25 protein-coding genes, 1 pseudogene and 1 other annotated feature are annotated in these 20,132 nt (G+C 44.2%); of the genes and pseudogenes, 22 read left to right on the forward strand and 4 right to left on the reverse strand.

The genetic code is table 11. The features are described from left to right. The first annotated feature begins 14 nt into the window (after nucleotides 1-14). From FFM70_RS02065 to FFM70_RS13925, 10 genes and pseudogenes are all read left to right on the forward strand, one after another. The gene (locus FFM70_RS02065) at nucleotides 15-1,418 is read left to right on the forward strand and encodes a replication initiation and membrane attachment family protein (protein WP_137615196.1); all 1,404 of its coding nucleotides are present in this window, start codon (nucleotides 15-17) and stop codon (nucleotides 1,416-1,418) included. A 3-nt stretch (nucleotides 1,419-1,421) separates the two neighbouring features. Further along, nucleotides 1,422-2,357, forward strand: a complete 936-nt coding sequence (gene dnaI / locus FFM70_RS02070; RefSeq protein ID WP_137615197.1) for a primosomal protein DnaI — start codon at nucleotides 1,422-1,424, stop codon at nucleotides 2,355-2,357. A 323-nt stretch (nucleotides 2,358-2,680) separates the two neighbouring features. Further along, entirely contained in the window at nucleotides 2,681-4,645 is a 1,965-nt protein-coding gene (gene thrS, locus FFM70_RS02075) for a threonine--tRNA ligase (RefSeq protein WP_137615198.1), read from the forward strand. Between the two features lie 44 nt (nucleotides 4,646-4,689). After that, nucleotides 4,690-4,815: a sequence feature (ribosomal protein L20 leader region), on the forward strand. 43 nt (nucleotides 4,816-4,858) lie between these two features. After that, nucleotides 4,859-5,359, forward strand: a complete 501-nt coding sequence (gene infC / locus FFM70_RS02080; RefSeq protein ID WP_171002276.1) for a translation initiation factor IF-3 — start codon at nucleotides 4,859-4,861, stop codon at nucleotides 5,357-5,359. A gap of 21 nt (nucleotides 5,360-5,380) precedes the next feature. Next, nucleotides 5,381-5,575 (forward strand): 50S ribosomal protein L35, encoded by a 195-nt coding sequence (gene rpmI / locus FFM70_RS02085; RefSeq protein ID WP_024623797.1) that lies wholly within the window; start codon nucleotides 5,381-5,383, stop codon nucleotides 5,573-5,575. Between the two features lie 35 nt (nucleotides 5,576-5,610). After that, on the forward strand, nucleotides 5,611-5,970 hold the full coding sequence (gene rplT / locus FFM70_RS02090; protein ID WP_137607420.1) for a 50S ribosomal protein L20: 360 nt from the start codon (nucleotides 5,611-5,613) through the stop codon (nucleotides 5,968-5,970). 165 nt (nucleotides 5,971-6,135) lie between these two features. Further along, nucleotides 6,136-6,321, forward strand: coding sequence for a hypothetical protein (locus FFM70_RS02095; RefSeq protein ID WP_171002277.1), 186 nt, complete (start codon nucleotides 6,136-6,138; stop codon nucleotides 6,319-6,321). Between the two features lie 115 nt (nucleotides 6,322-6,436). Then, nucleotides 6,437-6,679: pseudogene (tnpB, locus tag FFM70_RS02100) on the forward strand (IS66 family insertion sequence element accessory protein TnpB); the annotation flags it as partial. 41 nt (nucleotides 6,680-6,720) lie between these two features. Further along, nucleotides 6,721-8,046, forward strand: a complete 1,326-nt coding sequence (gene tnpC / locus FFM70_RS02105) for an IS66 family transposase (protein WP_223877418.1) — start codon at nucleotides 6,721-6,723, stop codon at nucleotides 8,044-8,046. Further along, a complete protein-coding gene (locus FFM70_RS13925) occupies nucleotides 8,033-8,218 on the forward strand; it encodes a transposase domain-containing protein (RefSeq protein ID WP_223877419.1) in 186 nt (61 codons plus the stop codon). Before tnpC ends, FFM70_RS13925 begins: the two co-directional genes overlap by 14 nt. A 146-nt stretch (nucleotides 8,219-8,364) precedes the next feature. Here the strand turns inward: FFM70_RS13925 and FFM70_RS02110 are convergent, their stop codons facing one another. Both FFM70_RS02110 and FFM70_RS02115 read right to left on the reverse strand, forming a co-directional pair. Beyond that, entirely contained in the window at nucleotides 8,365-8,676 is a 312-nt protein-coding gene (locus tag FFM70_RS02110) for a hypothetical protein (protein ID WP_137615201.1), read from the reverse strand. A gap of 142 nt (nucleotides 8,677-8,818) precedes the next feature. Beyond that, complete coding sequence (locus FFM70_RS02115; RefSeq protein WP_137615202.1) at nucleotides 8,819-9,004, reverse strand: hypothetical protein; 186 nt, start codon at nucleotides 9,002-9,004, stop codon at nucleotides 8,819-8,821. Nucleotides 9,005-9,310: 306 nt separating this feature from the next. Between FFM70_RS02115 and FFM70_RS02120 the strand changes: the two genes are divergently transcribed. After that, nucleotides 9,311-9,526, forward strand: a complete 216-nt coding sequence (locus FFM70_RS02120; RefSeq protein WP_137615203.1) for a hypothetical protein — start codon at nucleotides 9,311-9,313, stop codon at nucleotides 9,524-9,526. Between the two features lie 149 nt (nucleotides 9,527-9,675). On the opposite strand, the gene FFM70_RS02125 is transcribed toward FFM70_RS02120, so the two are convergent. Both FFM70_RS02125 and FFM70_RS02130 read right to left on the reverse strand, forming a co-directional pair. Continuing rightward, nucleotides 9,676-10,977, reverse strand: a complete 1,302-nt coding sequence (locus FFM70_RS02125) for a glycosyltransferase family 2 protein (RefSeq protein WP_137615204.1) — start codon at nucleotides 10,975-10,977, stop codon at nucleotides 9,676-9,678. Next, nucleotides 10,978-11,490 carry a hypothetical protein gene (locus FFM70_RS02130; protein ID WP_137615205.1) on the reverse strand — a complete coding sequence of 171 codons (513 nt, stop codon included), beginning with the start codon at nucleotides 11,488-11,490 and terminating at the stop codon, nucleotides 10,978-10,980. 372 nt (nucleotides 11,491-11,862) lie between these two features. Here FFM70_RS02130 and FFM70_RS02135 point away from each other — a divergent pair, with 372 nt between their 5' ends. The 11 genes from FFM70_RS02135 (at nucleotide 11,863) to gndA (ending at nucleotide 20,092) form a co-directional block, all read left to right on the forward strand. After that, nucleotides 11,863-12,390, forward strand: a complete 528-nt coding sequence (locus FFM70_RS02135) for a YqeG family HAD IIIA-type phosphatase (protein ID WP_137615206.1) — start codon at nucleotides 11,863-11,865, stop codon at nucleotides 12,388-12,390. After that, nucleotides 12,390-13,526, forward strand: coding sequence for a ribosome biogenesis GTPase YqeH (gene yqeH / locus FFM70_RS02140; protein ID WP_137615207.1), 1,137 nt, complete (start codon nucleotides 12,390-12,392; stop codon nucleotides 13,524-13,526). Before FFM70_RS02135 ends, yqeH begins: the two co-directional genes overlap by 1 nt. A gap of 9 nt (nucleotides 13,527-13,535) precedes the next feature. Beyond that, the gene (yhbY, locus tag FFM70_RS02145; protein WP_137615208.1) at nucleotides 13,536-13,850 is read left to right on the forward strand and encodes a ribosome assembly RNA-binding protein YhbY; all 315 of its coding nucleotides are present in this window, start codon (nucleotides 13,536-13,538) and stop codon (nucleotides 13,848-13,850) included. 13 nt (nucleotides 13,851-13,863) lie between these two features. Further along, a complete protein-coding gene (locus tag FFM70_RS02150; protein ID WP_137615209.1) occupies nucleotides 13,864-14,505 on the forward strand; it encodes a nicotinate-nucleotide adenylyltransferase in 642 nt (213 codons plus the stop codon). Continuing rightward, nucleotides 14,483-15,106, forward strand: coding sequence for a bis(5'-nucleosyl)-tetraphosphatase (symmetrical) YqeK (yqeK, locus tag FFM70_RS02155; RefSeq protein WP_137615210.1), 624 nt, complete (start codon nucleotides 14,483-14,485; stop codon nucleotides 15,104-15,106). Before FFM70_RS02150 ends, yqeK begins: the two co-directional genes overlap by 23 nt. Nucleotides 15,107-15,130: 24 nt before the next feature. Further along, entirely contained in the window at nucleotides 15,131-15,487 is a 357-nt protein-coding gene (gene rsfS / locus FFM70_RS02160; protein WP_137615211.1) for a ribosome silencing factor, read from the forward strand. After that, nucleotides 15,484-16,221, forward strand: coding sequence for a class I SAM-dependent DNA methyltransferase (locus tag FFM70_RS02165; protein WP_137615411.1), 738 nt, complete (start codon nucleotides 15,484-15,486; stop codon nucleotides 16,219-16,221). Before rsfS ends, FFM70_RS02165 begins: the two co-directional genes overlap by 4 nt. A gap of 10 nt (nucleotides 16,222-16,231) precedes the next feature. Beyond that, entirely contained in the window at nucleotides 16,232-17,374 is a 1,143-nt protein-coding gene (locus FFM70_RS02170) for a nucleotidyltransferase (RefSeq protein WP_137615212.1), read from the forward strand. A 134-nt stretch (nucleotides 17,375-17,508) separates the two neighbouring features. After that, entirely contained in the window at nucleotides 17,509-18,060 is a 552-nt protein-coding gene (locus FFM70_RS02175; protein WP_137615213.1) for a YceD family protein, read from the forward strand. Between the two features lie 60 nt (nucleotides 18,061-18,120). Further along, nucleotides 18,121-18,300: a 50S ribosomal protein L32 gene (gene rpmF, locus FFM70_RS02180; protein ID WP_137607429.1), complete on the forward strand. Its 180-nt coding sequence runs from the start codon at nucleotides 18,121-18,123 to the stop codon at nucleotides 18,298-18,300. 355 nt (nucleotides 18,301-18,655) lie between these two features. Beyond that, entirely contained in the window at nucleotides 18,656-20,092 is a 1,437-nt protein-coding gene (gene gndA, locus FFM70_RS02185) for an NADP-dependent phosphogluconate dehydrogenase (RefSeq protein ID WP_137615214.1), read from the forward strand. Nucleotides 20,093-20,132: the final 40 nt, after the last annotated feature.

Genomic DNA, 20,132 nt, shown 5'->3' on the forward strand with positions numbered 1-20,132 from the left:
GAATGGTGAGCAACATGCCTAAAAATGAGTTGAGTTTAACGCCTAAAACAGGGCTAGTTGTGCCGCAAGCGCCGGCGTTAAGCACTGCCGAACAGGCCGTCTTGGCTGAACTCTATTTACCGTTGATTGGGCCGGTCGCCTACAGTCTGCTCGCGGCGTTACGCGGCTTGCAGTCACCCAACACGGAGCTAAGCAATCGGCGCAGCCATACCGAACTACTTGGCATTCTAAACGTTGATCTACCAACGATGGTCGCGGCGCGGCAAAAGCTCGAAGCAACGGCATTACTGAAAACGTATTTTCAACAAGATGATTTAGGCGAAGTCTATCTCTATTTGTTGCAGTCACCGATGTCGGCCACGAAGTTTTTTGCGGATGATCTGTTAAGTGTGTTGCTGCTAGATACAGTTGGTGAGTTGCGGTATCAACAATTGGCCGACCAGTTTACGCCACCGGTAGTCAATGTTGAGCAGGCTCAGAATGTTTCTGCTAATTTACTAGATGTCTTTCACATTGATAGTCAGAAAGTGACCCATGTGCCGACTGAAATTCAGACGGTTCGTGCCGAGCAAGCAACTTCGGCTGCCACACCACCAGTCATGCCGGATTTGACGGATGAAGCTTTTGACTGGCAGGTGCTGGGTCAGATTTTGAGACAAAATTATGTTGATTTGAAACAGGTCGCCGGAGCGCGGCAATTAATCATGACGGAAAGCCGGGTCTACGGCATCAGTGAGATTGAAATGGCTAAGCTGATCAGTGAAGTGGCCAGTTTAACGACTGGTCAGTTCGATGAAGGTCAATTGAAGTTATTGATTGCGCGTCGTTATGAGCGGCCAACCGCTGATGCTAAAGACCAATTGGCGACGCGGGCAACTGCGGCGAGTGTGTCTGTGCCTGCCGCGACGGTAAAGCTGTCAGCATCTGAGCAACAGTTGGTGGCCTATGCGAATGAGACGACGCCATATGAGTTCTTGGATGAATTGAAAAAGCAAAAGCATGGCTTTGTCACGAGTGGCGAAAATCGGCTCATTCACGATTTGGTGAATCGAGGCGTGCTTCCAAATGGCGTGATCAATATGCTTGTGTACTATTTGATTGAAAATCGCAACTTAGCCGCGTTAAATAAGAATTTATTAGAAACAGTTGCCAATGATTGGCAACAACATGATTTGATGACGCCTGAAGCTGCCTTAGCGTACGTTCGTGAACGGCAACAGCCTAAGTCGTCGGCGCCTAAACGGCCAACACGGGCTCGCAATGGGCGAACACCGCGCAAAGAAATCGTCCCTAAGTGGGCACAAAAGCAAGCTAATGGGACGACCAAGACAACTGGAAATCAAATTACTGAGGCACAACGCAAACAATTGGCGGAGCGTTTGGCCAAGCTGGACTCAAATGCCGAGAAGGGAGACTAAAATATGGAGAATATTTCTGAGACTTTAAAAATCTTGATGAATAAGCGTAATTTAAATCATCAATATCAAGCGCTCATGACTGAGGTATTTCAAGATTCGGATGTTCGTCAGTTTTTAGCTGCTCATCAGCAGGAACTCTCTAGTGATGCGATGGAGCGCAGTGCAACCAAACTGTACGAATTTTGTCAGGAAAAGCGTAAATTGGCGCGACATGAACCGACCCAAGTTCCAGGCTATGAGCCAGAATTGGTTATGAGCAATCATCTGATCGATATTGCCTATCAACCAACGCTACAACATCAAGAAGCCCAAGCGCAACGCGAATTGAAGCAGCGGGTGCGGTCAATCAGTATGCCTAAAAATATTGAAACTGCCGATTTGAAAGCCTATGACCAAGATGGTGACCGGGCGACGGCACTGATGTCAGCGTTAGATTTTATTGATGCTTACACGCAGGCGCCCAAACGGTTCCATCGCGGTCTCTATCTGTATGGGTCGTTTGGCGTTGGGAAGACGTACTTGTTAGGTGCGATGGCCAACGCGTTGGCGGCCAAGGGATTTCAGACGACGTTGATTCATTTTCCAAGCTTTGCGGTCGAAATGAAGCGGTCCATTAGTAACAATACTTCTGGTGATAAGGTTGATGCGATTAAACGCGCACCAATTTTGATGATCGATGATATTGGGGCGGATGCCTCGTCGACTTGGATTCGTGACGATGTGCTCGGCGTTATTTTGGAATTTCGGATGCAAGAGGAGTTACCAACTTGTTTTTCGTCTAACTTTTCAATGCAAGAATTGCAGGACGGTTATCTAACCATCTCACAAAAGGGTGACGAAGAACCTATCAAGGCGCAACGAATCATGCAACGAGTTCGTTATTTATCAACAGAGATCGAAATGATTGGTCGGAATCGCCGCTTAAATCCCACCGATTAGTATTGACATTTAGGCCGAAAGTGGTTTAATAAAAACAGATGCAAAAGACATGCTCGATTTTCATGGATTACAGAGACCCAAGCCTAGTTCTGGAAGCTTGAGACCAGATTATTTGAGATACCACTTTTGTGAACATGCTCAATTGAGCCGGAACGCTTCCGTTATTAGCGCTAATGAGTCAGTGCATTTTATTGTACTGAAAAATCGGGTGGAACCACGTCAATCACGTCCCTAATGCTAGTTTAGTCTGGCATTAGGGACTTTTTGTCGTCCCAGCGCGGTGTTTTGGTGAATGGGTAAATTTTGAAGGAGTGTGTCAATTTATGGCAAGTATTAGTGTAAAGTTCCCTGATGGCGCCGAAAAGCAATTTGATGCTGGCGTTACCACAGAAGAAATTGCAAAATCAATTAGTCCCTCATTGGCTAAACGGTCAGTTGCTGGGAAGTTCAACGATCAAGTCGTTGATTATCGTCAACCTTTAACCACTGATGGTGCGATTGAAATTATCGCCGCTGACAGTGATGAAGGGATGGCAGTTTTACGTCAAACGACTGCCCAAGTTCTAGCTCATGCGGTCAAACAACTATTTCCTAAGGTTCATTTTGGGAGTGGTGAAGGTAATGCCAATGGCTTCTTCTTCGATACCGACAATCCAGATGCTGACGGCAAACAAATTAGTGAAGATGATCTTGAAGCCATCAGCCTAAAGATGAAAGCCCTCATCAAACAAGATTTGCCAATCGAACGTGAGGTCTTATCCAAGGCTGATGCTTTAACCTTAGTTGGCGACGATCCTTACCAACAAGATTTGGTTAACGACCGGGCCGCTGAAAATGATGGCCAAGTGGTCGTTTACAAGCAAGGCGACTTTGTTGACTTATCAGATGGTGCCCAATTAGCTTCAACTGGTAAAGTTAAGATTTTCAAACTCTTGTCGGTTGCCGGGGCCTACTGGCAAGGTAAGTCCAGTAATCCAATGCTCCAACGGATTTACGGGACAGCTTTCTTAAAGCAAAAAGACTTAGATGAAGATTTGAAGAAACGCCAAGAAGCGCGTGAACGCGATCACCGGGTCATTGGGAATGAACTTGATTTATTCTTCGTTGATCCTAAGGTTGGGAATGGCTTACCATACTGGATGCCAAATGGTGCCACGATCCGTCGTCAAATCGAACGTTACATTATCGACAAGGAAGTTGCTAACGGTTACCAGCACGTTTACACCCCAGTTTTAGCTAACTTGGATGTTTACAAGCAGTCTGGTCACTGGGATCACTACCGTGAAGACATGTTCCCACCAATGGACATGGGTGACGGCGAACAATTGGAATTACGTCCAATGAACTGCCCATCACATATTCAAATTTACAACCATCACATTCGTTCATACCGTGAATTACCATTACGGATTGCTGAACTTGGGATGATGCACCGTTATGAAAAATCTGGTGCCTTGACTGGGTTATCACGTGTCCGTGAAATGACTCTGAATGATGGTCATACTTTCGTTGCCATGGACCAAATCGAAGCTGAATTCAAGAATATCTTGGCTTTGATGGTTGAAGTTTATAAAGACTTTGATATTTCTGATTACCGGTTCCGTTTGAGTTACCGCGACCCAGCTAACAAAGCGAAGTACTTCGATGACGACGCAATGTGGGAACAAAGCCAAAAAATGTTGAAGTCCGCTATGGATGACATGGGCTTGGATTACTTCGAAGCTGAAGGGGAAGCTGCATTCTACGGTCCTAAATTGGACGTTCAAACGAAGACGGCCCTTGGTGGTGAAGAAACCTTGTCAACCATCCAATTAGACTTCTTATTACCAGAACGCTTCGATTTGAAGTACGTTGGTTCTGATGGTGAAGAACATCGTCCAGTGATGATTCATCGTGGGTTAGTTTCAACGATGGAACGTTTCGTCGCTTACTTGACTGAAATTTACAAGGGTGCTTTCCCAACTTGGTTAGCCCCTAAGCAAGTGACAATCATCCCAGTTAACAATGGTGCCCATGGTGCCTATGCTGAAACCGTTCGTCGTCGCTTAGCTGCAAACGGTATTCGGGTCAGCATCGATGATCGGAATGAAAAGATGGGCTACAAGATTCGTGAATCACAAACTAAGAAGATTCCATACTTGCTTGTGGTCGGGGATCAAGAAGTCTCAAATGGTTCTGTTTCTGTCCGTAAATACGGTGAGGAACGCACTGAATCCGAAGGGGTCGACATGTTTATCGGGGCGATCACGGAAGAAGTTAAGAACTATAGTCGTGGCGCCAGCAAATAATTAGTTGACACCAGTTTTCAATTCTGATATAGTATTGGAGTTGAGAAAAAAAGCAGAAGCACCCGCTTCTCGCCTTGGTAACGTCAAGTTATCGGGCAGATGAACGAATGAATTTATTCCCATTAACGGGAGTGAGCGGGCGTGTTATGCGCCCGCTCTTTTTGTGGATTTCTCGAAATTTTACGGAGGTGAATTACCATAGCTAAAGATTCGATGGTTAATGACGGCATCCGTGCTCGCGAAGTACGTTTGATTGCCAGTGATGGTGAACAATTAGGTGTCAAGTCACGACAAGAAGCAATGCAGATTGCAGAAGATGCGAGCTTAGATCTTGTTTTAGTTGCACCGAAAGCGAAACCACCCGTAGCCAGAATTATGGATTATGGGAAGTATCGTTTCGAGCAACAAAAGAAACAACGGGAAGCCCGTAAGAAACAAAAGGTTGTTAGCATTAAGGAAGTTCGCTTAAGCCCAACCATTGACACCAATGACTTTGACACGAAGCTGAAACATGCTGAAAAGTTCTTGTCAAAAGGTGACAAGGTTCGTGTTTCGATTCGGTTTAAGGGACGTGCCATTACTCATAAGGATATTGGTCGCCAAGTCTTGAACCGAATGATCGAAGCAACGAAAGAATTTGCCTCGGTTGAAGCTTATCCTAAGATGGATGGCCGAAGCATGTTCTTAGTGCTAGCACCAAAAATTGAGAAGTAATTTCTAGGAGGATTATTGATTATGCCAAAACAAAAGACAAACCGCGCTGCTGCTAAGCGTTTCAAAGTAACCGCTAAAGGTAACATTAAGAGCGCCAACGCTTTCACCAGTCATCGTTTCCATGGTAAGACTAAGAAACAACGTCGCCAATTACGTGGTACGGCTGTAATTGAAAAGCCAATGGTCAAAACATATCACAAGTTATTACAAAAATAATTAACACGTTTTAGTTAAATCTAGGAGGAAATAAGATGGCTCGAGTAAAAGGTGGAACTGTAACACGCAAACGTCGTAAGCGCGTTTTAAAATTAGCTAAAGGTTATCGTGGTGCTAAGCATATCCAATTTAAGGTTGCTAAGGACCAAGTAATGAAGTCATACGAATACGCATTCCGCGATCGTAAGAAGCGTAAGAGTGACTTCCGTCGTCTCTGGATCGCCCGGATCAACGCGGCTGCCCGTATGAGCGACATTAGCTACAGTCAATTAATGCATGGTTTGAAGCTTGCTAACATCGACATGAACCGTAAGATGTTGGCTGACTTAGCTGTTAACGATGCTGATGCTTTCAAGGCATTGGTTGAAGAAGCTAAGAAAGCTCTTGCAGCTTAATTAGAATATTAATCCTACGTCTGTAGGAAAAAAACGTCATCTTCGGATGGCGTTTTTTTGATAAGGGAAGGTTTTAGATCGTAAGCACCCAATAACTGACCGTCTATGATTGTCACTAAATACACGATATGATTACCTCATCAAATAAATGGTGAGATTTTTATTATGGATAAACAGGATATTGTCAAAGTTGAAATGCCACAAAAAGATAGGTCGGCGGCGCCACAGGCGACGGCGACCAAAGCAGTTCAGCTTCGTGTAGGACAAAATAAGTCGGTTATTATTTACAACAGAGCCAACAGCTACATTGTTGATGCGGTTTTAAAGGCGGTGTTCAACAATGCTCATTAATATGGATGCAGTTCATCAAACTTATATTGTTTGTGGAAAAACAGATTTACGCCGTGGCATTGATGGGTTGGCGGCCGTCGTACAGTAACAATTTGCCTTAGATCCATACAATCAGGCTTTATGTGGTACCCGCAAAGACCGATTCAAAGCGCTATATTGGGATGGAGATGGCTTTCTATTACTTTATAAACGGATTGAAGCCGGCCGACTACAGTGGCCGGTCAATCAAGACGAAGTCCGAAAGCTAACCTATCTCCAATTATCAAGACTATTGGGAGGATGGTCACTGGATTCGACTATTCATAAAATCAAACCGCCAAAAGTAAATAAAGCGCTTTCTACCGGTGTCAGACTATGATAAACTCAATAACAAGAAAACATAGAATGAGTGGTTATATTATGACGTCAGAAGAAGAAATTGCCGACTTAAAAAAGAAGATTCAAGAACAGGCTGAGATTATTGACTACTTGACCAAGCGACTATTTGGTCAAAAGTCAGAGAAAATCAATACCGATCAAACCTCCTTGTTTGATGAGGACAATAGTGTTTTTAGCCAACCAGAGCAAACTGGCCAAGAAAACCAATCAAATCAAGTACAGCCAACGAAGAAAGCTAAGCGGACGCGGCAAGCAATCGTAAATTCAAACGTTCCCGTTCAAGAGACTGTCATTGAGCTGCCAACTAAGCTGTGTCCAAACGGACACGGCTTAGTTGCCGTCGGTAAAAAACTTGCACGTGAAGAACTCCACTTCCGGCCGGCCAAGCTCTACTTAGAAAGAATCTACACGACGACATATAAATGCCCCTCATGTGAATTAATGGATGGTTTAGCTCATCTAATTCAATCACAAGCTCCAAAAGCGTTAATACTACATAGTTTGGCATCAATTGCAGTCATAACTGAAATTTTACATAAAAAGTTTGAACTAGGCGTACCCTTATATCGACAGCTTCAAGATTGGAAGCGTCTCGGCGTGGATCTAAGCGAAACAACTATCGCTAATTGGGTGATCAAGATTAGCCAACTTATGGAGCCGTTGTACCAGCAGTTGCGTCAGCAACTGGTTCAACAACCATGTCTACAAGGTGATGAGACACTAATCGAGGTGTTACACGAACCTGGAAAAATCGCCAAAGCGGAATCCTATATGTGGGTAATGCGCAGTGTTACCCACCAGGCACAGCGAGGTGTCTTTTACGCTTATGGCACTAGTCGTGCGGGCAGCTTCGCTAAATCACTTTATACTGGTTTTACAGGAACACTTCAATGCGACGGTTATTCCGGCTATAACATCCTAGGTGATTCAGTCACCAGAGTCGGTTGTTGGGCTCATGTCAGACGGAAATTCTATGACGCCGCTAATTCCGGCAAGAGCTTTAAGATGAGCCCACCATTAGCATTACTCAATAAAATGTTTCACAATGAGCGCGAATGGCAACACTTATCACCGCGAGTAAGACGCCGACGTCGCCGCAGTCAACAACGAAAGCTATTAAAACGTTTTTGGCGTTGGATTGATGCGGTCGATGTTTTACCTAAGAGCCGATTAGGCAAGGCCGTTGTTTATGCTCGAAATCAACGAGCCTCGTTGAATCAAATCATTAATAATGATTCCGTCGACTGGAGTAACAACGCGTCGGAGAGAAACATGAAGACCTTGGTCATCGGGCGTAAAAATTGGTTGTTCAGCACCAGCCAATGCGATTTGGATGACTTTGATTGAGTCGGCCAAGGCCAACGGCATTGATCCGTCAGCTTATCTTGAATATTTATTGAAAAACATTCCGCAACTTCCAACATTTGCGAATTCGGCAGATCTAGAAGCTTATTTGCCATGGAACTTTAAACCAGGATCTAAAATAATCGGCGATAGCCAACAAAGCATAGTCGCTTAGATGCATGGACAAAACACCCCGAGCTCTCAAAAAAAGAGAGTTCAGGGTGTTTTTCACTATTCAATACGGTCAGTTATTGGGTGCTTACGTTCAATCCCCATTATCGCATGGTACTATTGTTTTGCTGAGTTATACATATTATTCTTCTAGTGTTTTTCTTTGTAGGCGTTGTAGCCTTCTATGAATTTAGATACTTCAGACGCTTTGTCATCAGAAAGCAAATTTATTAGTTTAATAAATTTGCTGGGGAACCTTTTAAAATGATGTTCATTTTCATAATCAAACTTAGCTTGATTAAAACCTGCTTGGTAATCATCAGTTGAGCTCGCTTGATTATTTCGCTCTTGACTATATGAGTTTTCCATTTTCCAAGTTTTGTATGCTTCCGACGCTGCCTGATAATTTCCCTTTTCGTAGTTATCTTTGACGTATTGATGCAATGAGCCTAATCCCTTCATCCTTTTCCCTCCGATACGTTTTAAATGTGTACAGCTTTAATATAATACAATCCATTTGATTTTGAAACTATTGAATTTCACAATACCACGGCGTAAATCTGTTTTTCTACAAACAATGTAAGTTTGATGAACTGCATCCATATTAATGAGCATTGTTGAACACCGCCTTTAAAACCGCATCAACAATGTAACTGTTTGCTTTGTTGTAAATGATGACCGACTTATTTTGTCCCACACGAAGCTGAACTGCTTTGGTCGCCGTCGCCTGTGGCGCCGCCGACCTAACTTTGTGTGGTATTTCAACTTTGACAATATCCTGTTTATCCATAATAAAAACCTCACCATTCATTTGATGAGGTAATCATATCGTGTATTTAGTGACAATCATAGACGGTCAGTTATTGGGTGCTTACTTTAGATCGTGCATACGGACAACTCAGTCGTGATCGTGGCTCGGAATAATCAATTTGCAGTAAGTCTCAAATAATTGTTTTTAGTGCTACCCACGTGTGAAGATGGTGGTGTAGTTAGGCTAGATGCATCGGTTAACACTCAAAAGTCGTGCCATTGATGATCGTTTCTGAGATTGGTTGAAAGTTGTCTCGTTATAATCGTGAAAAAAGGGGTAGATCACATGTCAAACTTATTTTTTCAACTCATGATTGGATTAGGTGTGATGGCTTTAGGTGGCTATCAAATATGGGCTTCACAGCGCTATTTCAAGCAATTGAAAGTCAGCGGAACGGCTGCAACGTCAAATTTTGTTGGACTGGCAGTTTGGGCCGGATTCATATTTGGCATCATTCTTATTTTGGGTGGGGTGCAATTCTTGTTCGGTATGTACAATTAGGCCGAGCTTGGTCACAAGTTCCAATTGAAAACGAAAGCGCTACCAAAAGTGACTATTTCTGGTAGCGTTTTTGTGTCCGCCATCAAGATAAAATGATGACATGAAAAAAGCGCACCTGATTAACAGGCACGCTCATAAATTTTCTCAACTCAGGTCGTATGTTTTCGCACAGGACTGACCCAAGTCCCACTCCCATAGCCCAGAATCGTTTTGATGGCAGGAATTAATGTCATCACTAAGGCGAGGGCATTAACTTGCCAGTAGACGAGCATGTAGAGCGGCATGAAAATAAGATATTTTAACTTACGACCCCGGTCATCAACGATTAAAGCGGAGAGGAGTTGCAATAATCCCGCAAACATTTCAAAGGTGACGAAGATAAAGGCCATACAGAACATGTGATAAAGTCGTTCGTAGTTGCCAGTAAAGATGAACATGATAAATGACAAAATGAACAAGATCGTTGAAACAAAGAAGAATAACGACCAAATGATACTCAGCGATTGATCCAAAATGAAAGCCATCTGTTTCAAGTAACGAATTGGATGACGCATGACACGGCCAAAGTTGGTGAGTAAAACTTCGGTCCCACCTTTCGCCCAACGTTTCCGCTGATGATAGAGGGCCTTCAAGGATTCAGGCACGTTCATGTAAAAGAGAATGTCTGGTGAGAAGACCGTTGTCCAACCGTTCAGTTGGTGATCCCAGGCAATACTGATATCTTCGGTCGCACGGTCTTGACGGAAGAGGCCAACGTCGATCAAGGCATCACGCCGATACATCGTGTTAGCGCCGCTATAAGCATACATATTCCCTAAGGCACTGACTTGACTCCGTTTGATGACCCCGACGATACTTGAAAATTCAACGGTTTGCGACTTGGCAATCAGTTTACTCCGGCTTTGGACATCCATGTTGGCCGTAACAGCGGCGACGTTGGTATGTTCTTCACCAACAAAGTAATTCATGTATTTCCAAAGTGCATCTGGTTCTGGAATCGAATCGGCATCATTACTTAAAATAAATTCACCTTTAGCGAAGCTGACGCCGACGTTGAAGGCATGGGCTTTACCTTGGTTCTTTTCGATCGTCACGACTCGCAAGTTGGTATATTTCTTTTGCAACTCGGCCAAAATTTGTGGCGTGTCGTCCGTTGACCCATCATCGGTGACCAACACTTCGAAATTATCGTAGTTTAAACTGTTCATTAAGTAGTCGATCGTGTGGGCAATCATGACTTCTTCATTATGCGCAGGGATCATAATGGTGATGAATGGCTGCTTCTTAGGTTCTAAGTAATAGAATTCTTTGTGACGATGCCGGTAAACCGTTTGGTAACAAATGACACCCATAAACCAGGCAAAGGCGCCCAGAATCGGATAAGAAACCAATAAGAGCAACACAAAGTTCCAAATACTTTCAAATGGTTTTAAGGTTTGGAGGACTTCCATCTACTTTTTCTCCTCCTCTTTATATAACTCGTGAATTTCATTAACATCCAGATTTTGCTCTGGCTTAACATGGTAGCTACGGACGTTTTCGCGGTAGGCCTTGTTACCAAAGCGTTCTGTGTAGAAAGCTTCCAAATGAGCCTTACGTGCCAGCATTTGTGGTTCATCATATTGAATATCTTTTTCAACGTGTTCCTTGACGCGGTGATTATTGTGAATCGTCGAAATAATGACAATAACGGCTAGAATAATAAATGCGATGATAAAGAACCGGTCAAAAAAGTAGAAGAGGGTCCGACCTTCTTGGTAACGCCAAGCATGTAAGAAGTGCGTATTGTTAATCAATAAGGTTGATGAAATCGTCCAGTAGACCGGAATCGCAACACAGATCCAAAAAACAATTGCCATGAGCGTTTGCCAAATCTTAGTCCACCAGTGGCCCTTACTAAAGAAATTGTCTGTAACATATTCATTCACGACGGCTTCTTTATCAACGGTCTCTTTTTTCTCCATTAAACTTCCTCCTTATAATATAATGATATTTATTTTTACAGCTTAAATATACGCTTTCGGTAAATGATTGTGAACTGGTTGACAATTGCGAAAAAAGTATAGTCCTCGCAATTGATAGTTGTGGCCTTTTGGTTGATGTGGGACGTCGTATTGATAGCAAATATTAGCGGTTAGTATAGTGGCTTGATTAATAAAAGTTGCACATTTATTTAAAAGCATCTATTATTAAAAGATAACTGATTTTATCGGTGGACTCTGATTAAAATGGGACCCAACCCCTGCTATTAAAAGGGGTTACGAGTATGATAAAATAAGCAGGTGAGGTCTGGCTGATAACCAGCACCAATGACAGCAGAAGTGAAGGGGAAAACGATGATAAACCAATTTAAACCAACTTGGATGATACCAGCAATTTATAATATTACCGCAGCGCAACTCCGTGAAAAGGGCATCAAGGCGGTGTTTGCCGATCTCGACAACACGCTTATTGCTTGGGATAATCCAGATGGTACCCCGGAACTGAAAAAATGGTTGCACGCGTTGCAAGACGCGGGCATTCCACTAGTTGTCGTTTCGAATAATTCAGAAAAGCGGATTGCCAAGGCTTTAACGGCACTCGAACTGCCATTTGTTTCGCGTGCCTTGAAACCTTTACCGTTTGGGATTCAAAAGGCCCGGCACAATCTTGGGCTACGCAAAAATGAAGTGATCATGGTTGGTGATCAATATATTACCGATATGTGGGCCGCTCATTCGGCCGGCGTTCAAAGTGTATTGGTCCAACCGTTAGTCAAAACGGACGCGTGGAATACGCGAATCAATCGTTTCTTTGAACGTTTTATCAAAGCAAGATTAGCCCATGTGTATCCAGAAAAGCATTTTCAGGAGGAACTTAAATAGTGAGTGAAACAACTCAAGAAACTTTATATTGTATTGGCTGTGGGGCGGCGATTCAAACGACCGACCCCGAAGCAGCGGGTTACACGCCGGCTTCAGCCTTGAAAAAGTCGTTGGCAAATGAGTCCCAAGATTTATATTGTCAACGGTGTTTTCGGTTGCGCCACTACAACGAAATCGTGCCAGTTGAGTTAACTGACGACGATTTTCGCCATTTGTTGGCCACGATTCGTGAAGCCGATGCCTTAGTCGTCTATGTGGTTGATATTTTTGACCTGAATGGTAGTATCATTCCCGGGTTACAACGGTTTGTGGGAGATAATCCCGTCTTATTGGTTGGAAACAAGGAAGATGTCTTACCACGTCAATTACGGCGAACCAAATTACGCGAATGGATGAATCAACAAGTCCGCGCACAAGGGATTAAACCCGTTGATGTGGCTTTGACCAGTGCTAAAAAAGGCCACGCTATCGATGAGTTATTAGCGATGATCGAAAAGTATCGGCGCGGTCGCGATGTTTATGTCGTTGGGGTCACTAACGTGGGTAAATCTACGCTGATCAATCGCATTATTGCCAATAACACTGGCTTGAAAGATTTGATCACCACGTCACGGTTCCCCGGCACGACTTTGGATAAGATTGAAATTCCACTCGAGGACGGCCATAAGATGGTCGACACCCCTGGGATCATTCATCCAGAACAAATGGCGCATTTCTTGAGCGGGGACGACTTGAAACTCGTCTCACCACAAAAAGAGATTCGACCAAAAGCTTACCAATTGGGTAACGGTCAAACGTTATTCTTAGGCGGGGTTGCTCGCTTAGACATCGTCGATACGGTGAAACCTGCCGGAATTGCGTATGTCGACAATAACCTGACGATTCACCGGACTCGGACGGAGAACGCTGAGAACTTCTATACGAAGCATGTCGGCGAATTGATCACCCCACCAACTGGCGATGCTGTCGCTGATTTTCCACCGTTGGTTCGGCATGAATTTAAGACGACTGAAATCAGCGATGTGGTGTTTGAAGGCTTAGGTTGGGTCACTGTACCCGCCGAGACGCGTGTCGCTGGTTGGGCACCTAAAGGGGTGGACGTCTTAACCCGTCCAGCCATGATTAATAAGAACTAGGAGAATTTAATGGAAAACTTACGAGGAAAACAAAAACGTTATTTACGCAGTGAAGCACATCATTTACGCCCATTATTTGCTGTTGGTAAAAATGGGTTAACGGCTGATTGGCTCGAACAATTAGTTGGGGCATTGGACAAGCGCGAATTGATCAAGGTCAACATTTTACAAAATTCTGATGTGACCACTGATGAAGTTCAAACAGCCATTGAAGCCAAGACCGACATTACGGTGGTTCAAACCATTGGTCGGGTCTTAGTGTTATATTTACCATCATCACACGCAGAATTCCAAAAACTTTCATTGGAAGTCTCAAAGATCTAGGGAGGGATTTTTAGTGAAGACGGTTAGTCAAACAGCAACGAAAGTGATGGCCGAGGTCGTGACCGACCTGCCACATCGCCGTGTCGGTATTATGGGTGGGACGTTTAATCCGCCGCACTTGGGGCATCTGATTATGGCGCAACAAGTTGGCGATCAGTTAGGGTTGGATGAAGTCCGGTTTATGCCAGACGCGCAGCCACCACATGTCGATGAAAAGAAGACATTACCCGCTAAAGATCGCGTCAACATGGTTCAACGGGCGATTGCTGATAATCCGTTATTTAAACTAGAAACAGCCGAACTAAAACGTGGCGGTAAAAGTTATACTTATGATACGATGAAAGCATTGAAGGCTCGGCATCCCGAGACCCAATATTACTTTATTATCGGTGGCGACATGGTGTATTATTTACACACGTGGTATCACATCGATGATTTGGTCAAATTAGTCACGTTTGTCGGGATTAAGCGCACTGGTTATCCGACGACAAGTCAATATCCGGTTATCTGGGTCGATGCGCCGCTCGTCGATATCAGTTCCACTCAAATTCGTCATAAGGTGAGCCAAGGTCATACGGTGCGCTATTTGGTACCGGATGCCGTGGCTGATTATATTAAGGAGCATCAGTTGTATGAATCAAAACCAACCAATTGAGTTTACTGAACAATTAGTGCCTTATACGCATGCTGAGTTAGCCGCAAAAGTGGCCGCTAAGCTGACCGATAGCCGTTTTCAACACTGTCTACGGGTCGAACAAACGAGTCGTGAGTTAGCGGCTGAAAATGGTGTAGATCCGGAATTGGCCGGCATCACGGGGCTATTACATGACTATGCGAAGCAGCGTTCGGATGACACATTTATTAAGTTGATTAAAACGCGAGGCCTTGACCCAGCTTTGCTGAATTATGGCAACGGGGTTTGGCATGGCGTGGTTGGTGCTGAACTGATCAAAGATGAATTGCATATTTATAATGAAGATATTTTGACTGCGGTCCGGTTACACACGGTTGGTGCCCCATACATGCCGAAGCTAGCCCAGATCGTTTTCATGGCGGACTTTATTGAACCTAACCGGAACTTTCCAGGGGTCGATGAAGCGCGTCGAGTCACACAAAAATCGTTAGCTGCTGGGGTGCGCTACCAGATTCAACATACGTTGGCTTATCTGGTCAGTCAAGGCGCGCCAGTTTACCCACAGACCTTGGCAACATACAATGCTTGGGTCGGTGGTGTTAACGCAGTTGCAACCAACTAATCAAGAACTCAAAGGGAGAATTACATGGATAGCAAAGAATTATTACAATTAACGGTCAAAGCGGCCGATGACAAACGTGCTGAAGATATGGTGGCTTTAGATGTTGCCGAAGTTAGTTTGATGGCGGATTACTTCCTCATTGTTTCAGCTGACTCAAGACGTCAAGTTCAAGCCATTGCTGACAGCGTGGTCGAATTTATTCGTCAAGCTGGCTCAGACGTGAAGAGCGTTGAAGGTCGGACCGCTGGTGAATGGGTCTTGATCGATTGTGGTGACGTGATCGTGCACGTGTTCCAAAAGGATGCGCGTCAACATTACAACCTTGAAAAATTATGGTCAGATGCGCCATTAGTGGACATTGATCAATGGGTAAACGCATGATCTATCAGACGTTTGCCGAACTTTACGACGAACTCTTCGATCCAGCCATGTACCAGCAATGGCTGGATTTTGTGCGTCGTGAATTACCAGACCAAAGTGGTGAAGTGCTCGAACTCGCTTGTGGCACAGGCCGCCTAGCCGTATTACTGGCTCAAGCTGGGTATCATGTGACGGGACTGGACCTCTCCGACAATATGCTGGCTTTGGCCGAACAGCATGCGGATGAAGCGAATGTGCCATTGCCACTTATTGAGGGTAACATGCTTGATTTGAGTGAAATTGGGACGTTTTCAGCGGTGACTTGTTTTGCAGATTCTTTCTGTTATCTGTCAGATTTATCACAAGTTCAAGCTGCCTTTACGGAAGTGGCACAGCATCTTACGGATACCGGTAAGTTCCTGTTTGACGTGATCACGCCGTACCAGACGGATGAGGTTTATCCAGGGTACATGTATAATTATCGTGATGAAGAACGGGCATTTATGTGGACGAGTTATGCGAGTGAAACGACGCCACACAGTGCGGAGCATGACTTAAGCTTCTTTATTTGGAATGAAGAAAAACAAGCTTTTGATGAAGTCAGTGAACTCCATCAAGAACGGACGTATGTTTTAGAAGATTATCAACGGGCGTTAGCGGCGGCTGGGTTTAGCCAAGTCAAAGTGACCGCTGATTTCGGTGAAAGTACACCGGATGCGAAAACCACACGTTGGTTCTTCGAGTGCCAAAAGTAGGTGACTGACCATGCAAGCAGTAGGGCTGATAACTGAATATAATCCGCTACACAATGGTCATTTATACCATTTACAACGGGCCAAACAGTTAACTGGCGCAGATTGCAGTATCGTGGTCATGAGCGGTAATTGGCTACAACGGGGTGAACCGGCGTTATTGGACAAATGGACCAGAACTCAGTTGGCTTTAGCTGCGGGTGTCGACTTAGTGGTAGAGTTACCAGTCTTTTATGCGACGCAACCGGCGCATTTGTTTGCACGCGGTGGGGTCGAAATTTTGACGGCCCTGGGGTGTCAGAGCTTAGTTTTTGGTGCGGAACATCCTGAACTCGATTTTGCCCAATTGATGACGGCGTTACCCAAGACGCAGGCGGCGTTTAAGCACTATAATGCCACCTATGCCACGCAGTTCAATGCGGCCTTGCAACAAACGACGGGCGTTACTTTGACTAAGGCGAATGATATGTTGGGATTTTGCTACTATTTGGCTAATCAACAGTTTGGTAATCAGTTAAAACTTATCCCAATTCAACGGCAGGTGGCTGACCATCATGATGATCAGATTCAAGCTCATCAATCGTTTGCGAGCGGCACGGCTATTCGGGCGGCGGCGTTACAACAAGCTTGGTCACAAATTAGCGCGGTCGTACCCGCAGCGACACTGACTCAGTTAAAAACGCAACGCTTGCAAACTTGGCCCGATTTTTGGCCGTATTTACAGTATCAATTGATGACCGCCTCGGTAACGCAGACCCATGACTATGATCAGATGGCGGAAGGCTTGGAATACCGTATGAAAGAAACGGCCCAGTCTGCCACTAGTTTTGCGGATCTGATGACGCGGGCCAAGTCGAAACGTTACACGTATACGCGACTACAACGGGTGGCGACCGCAGCCCTGTTACAATTAACGGCTACTGAAGTCCAAACAGCCCAGCAACATAATTATGTGCGGGTGTTAGGGTTTAATAAGACCGGGCAAGCTTATTTACATCAGGTGAAAAAGCAGCTCACGTTGCCGTTATACACGAAGATCACTAAAGACTTGCGATTACACGGTTTAGCGCTTGATTATCGGGCAGGGCGTGTCTATGAACTGGTCAATGGTCACTCCCAAGATCTCTATCGGCGGCCAATCATGTTTCCGAGGTAATATTGGTTGACCCTGGTCACATTTCTTGTTATGGTGGTGAACAGTAACGGGCATTTTGACCTGTCAAGGAAAAAACATTGACAAAGGATTTTCACACAGGTATAATTTATCACGTTGCATTAGGAGGTTTTTAAATGAAATGGTCGTTAGGGCAACTTAAAAGTTACCGCGATGAGCCACTTCAGTTTGATGAAGCACTGGATTTAAAACACTCCCTGATGACGCGTTATCCAGATATTATTGACGTCAAAGCCGTTCAAGCGAAAGGTTTTGCCAGTTATGATCAAGGTAGCGTGCTAATCTCAGCGAACGTTGAAGCGACCTTAACGTTGCCTTCAAGCCGTTCGTTGACGCCAGTGGACACCCCGCTGGCATTTCAAATGACAGAATATTATGTCCCACAGGGGACCGATTTAAGCCGGTTTGAAAAAACTGACACGGTCATTTTTTTACCCGAAGATGATATTTTGAATTTTGATGTCGCTGTGGAGGATAACATTTTAATTCACATCCCCATGCAGATTCTTTCTGAAGCAGAGCTCAATGGCGAAGCGATGCCAGCCGGTAAAGGTTGGGAAGTCATTCGCGAGGAAGACTTAGCCAAGCTAGCTGAAGAACATAAAACTGTTGATCCGCGTTTAGCTAAATTGAAAAACCTGTTCCCTGATCAGGAAGCCAAGGATTAAATTAGCTAGACCTATCAAAAACATCACATTTGTGAAATTATTTTAAGGAGGTGTTCGTTGATGGCTGTACCTAAGAGAAGAACATCAAAGATGCGTAAACGCAACCGTCGTGGTCATATTAAATTGGCTACGCCTAATTTGGCACCATGCCCAAATTGTGGTGAATTACGTGTATCTCACCGTGTTTGCCCTAGCTGTGGGTATTACAATGGTAAAGAAGTCGTTAAAGTAAACAACTAAATTTCGATTTAGTTGATGAAAAGGCGCATCGCGGCCATGGCGCATGCTAATTTTCTTTACACAACGATGTTAAAACTCGCTTCGGCGAGTTTTTTTGTGTCCTTATTTTTATACACGCTGCGGTCTTGGGGTACTTTCAGGTTTGAACGTCATGGCTGAAATGTTCTGTTGCAAATGTGAGGGGAACTGTTGGCGATGAGTTATTCGTCTCAATTTTAAAGGTTGACGTGAAAACTAATTTCTTACTTCATGAAAAAATATGAAATTATTTGATAAAATCAGCGCAAATTGCTTTAATTACGAAAGCGTTTTTGGTACGATAGTCACGTAGTAAAATTTGGGAGGCAAACAGAACATGAGTAATGAAAAACCACAAATTGGCGTCATTGGTATGGCTGTCATGGGTAAAAATTTGGCTTTGAACATTGAAAGCCGCGGTTACAAGGTTGCCATTTTCAACCGGACTGGTTCTAAGACTGAAAAAGTTGTTAAGGACCATGCTGACAAGCAATTAGTCCCAAGTTACAAGATTGAAGACTTCGTCGCTTCACTTGAAACACCACGTCGGATTATCATGATGGTTAAAGCTGGGAAGCCAACGGATGCTGTGATTGATGAATTATTACCATTATTAGATAAAGGCGATGTCTTGATCGATGGTGGGAACACTAACTTCAACGACACGATGGCCCGGAATGCCCGTTTGGACAAATCTGGGATTAACTTTATCGGGATGGGTGTTTCCGGCGGTGAATTAGGCGCCTTACAAGGCCCATCATTGATGCCCGGTGGTCAAAAGGAAGCTTATGACTTAGTTGAACCAATCTTGAAGAAGATTGCGGCTAAGGCCCCTCAAGACGGCGAACCATGTGTCACTTATATTGGTGAAAATGGTGCCGGTCATTACGTTAAAATGGTCCATAACGGGATCGAATACGGTGATGAAGAATTGATCGACGAAAGCTACAACATCATGCGTAATGTTGCTGGGTTATCCGTTGATGAAATGTCTGATGTCTTTACTGACTGGAACAAAGGCGAATTAAGCAGTTACTTAGTTGAAATTACCGCTGACATTTTGTCACGTAAGGACGACTTGGGTGACGACAAGACGAAGCCAATTGTTGACATGATCTTAGACCGTGGGAACAACAAAGGGACTGGTAAGTGGAGTTCCGAAGATGCTTTGAATGTTCAAGTGCCACAATCAGTAATCACTGAAGCCGTTTATGCGCGTTACATCTCAATGATGAAGAACGAACGGGTCGCTGCTTCTAAGAAGTTAGCTGGTCCTAAGAACGACGTTAAATTACCTGCTAAGGAAGAATTGGTTGAAAAGATTCGCCAAGCCTTATACTTTAGCAAAATCATGAGTTATGCCCAAGGCTTCGAACAATTACGTTTCGCCGCAGAACATTACGGTTGGGACTTGAAGTTTGGTGAATTGGCTCAGATCTGGCGTGCTGGTTGTATCATTCGGGCCCAATTCTTACAAAACATTACTAATGCGTTTGATAAGAAACCTGACTTAAACAACTTATTGATGGACGACTACTTTGCTGATATCGCTGCTAAATATCAACAATCAACGCGTGACGTCTTAAGCTTGGCTATCCAAGCTGGCGTGCCAGTACCATCATTTAGTGCCGCATTGTCATATTACGACTCATTCCGGGCTGAAGTTTTACCTGCTAACTTGTTACAAGCACAACGGGATTACTTTGGGGCACATACCTATGAACGGACTGACCGCGAAGGCATGTTCCACTACACTTGGTATGAAGAACAATAGAAATTAATGAGTTTAAAAAAGACGCTTGAAAAGTGAAAAC

The organism is Lactiplantibacillus nangangensis (assembly GCF_005405065.1).
GTDB classification, from domain to species: Bacteria; Bacillota; Bacilli; order Lactobacillales; family Lactobacillaceae; genus Lactiplantibacillus; species Lactiplantibacillus nangangensis.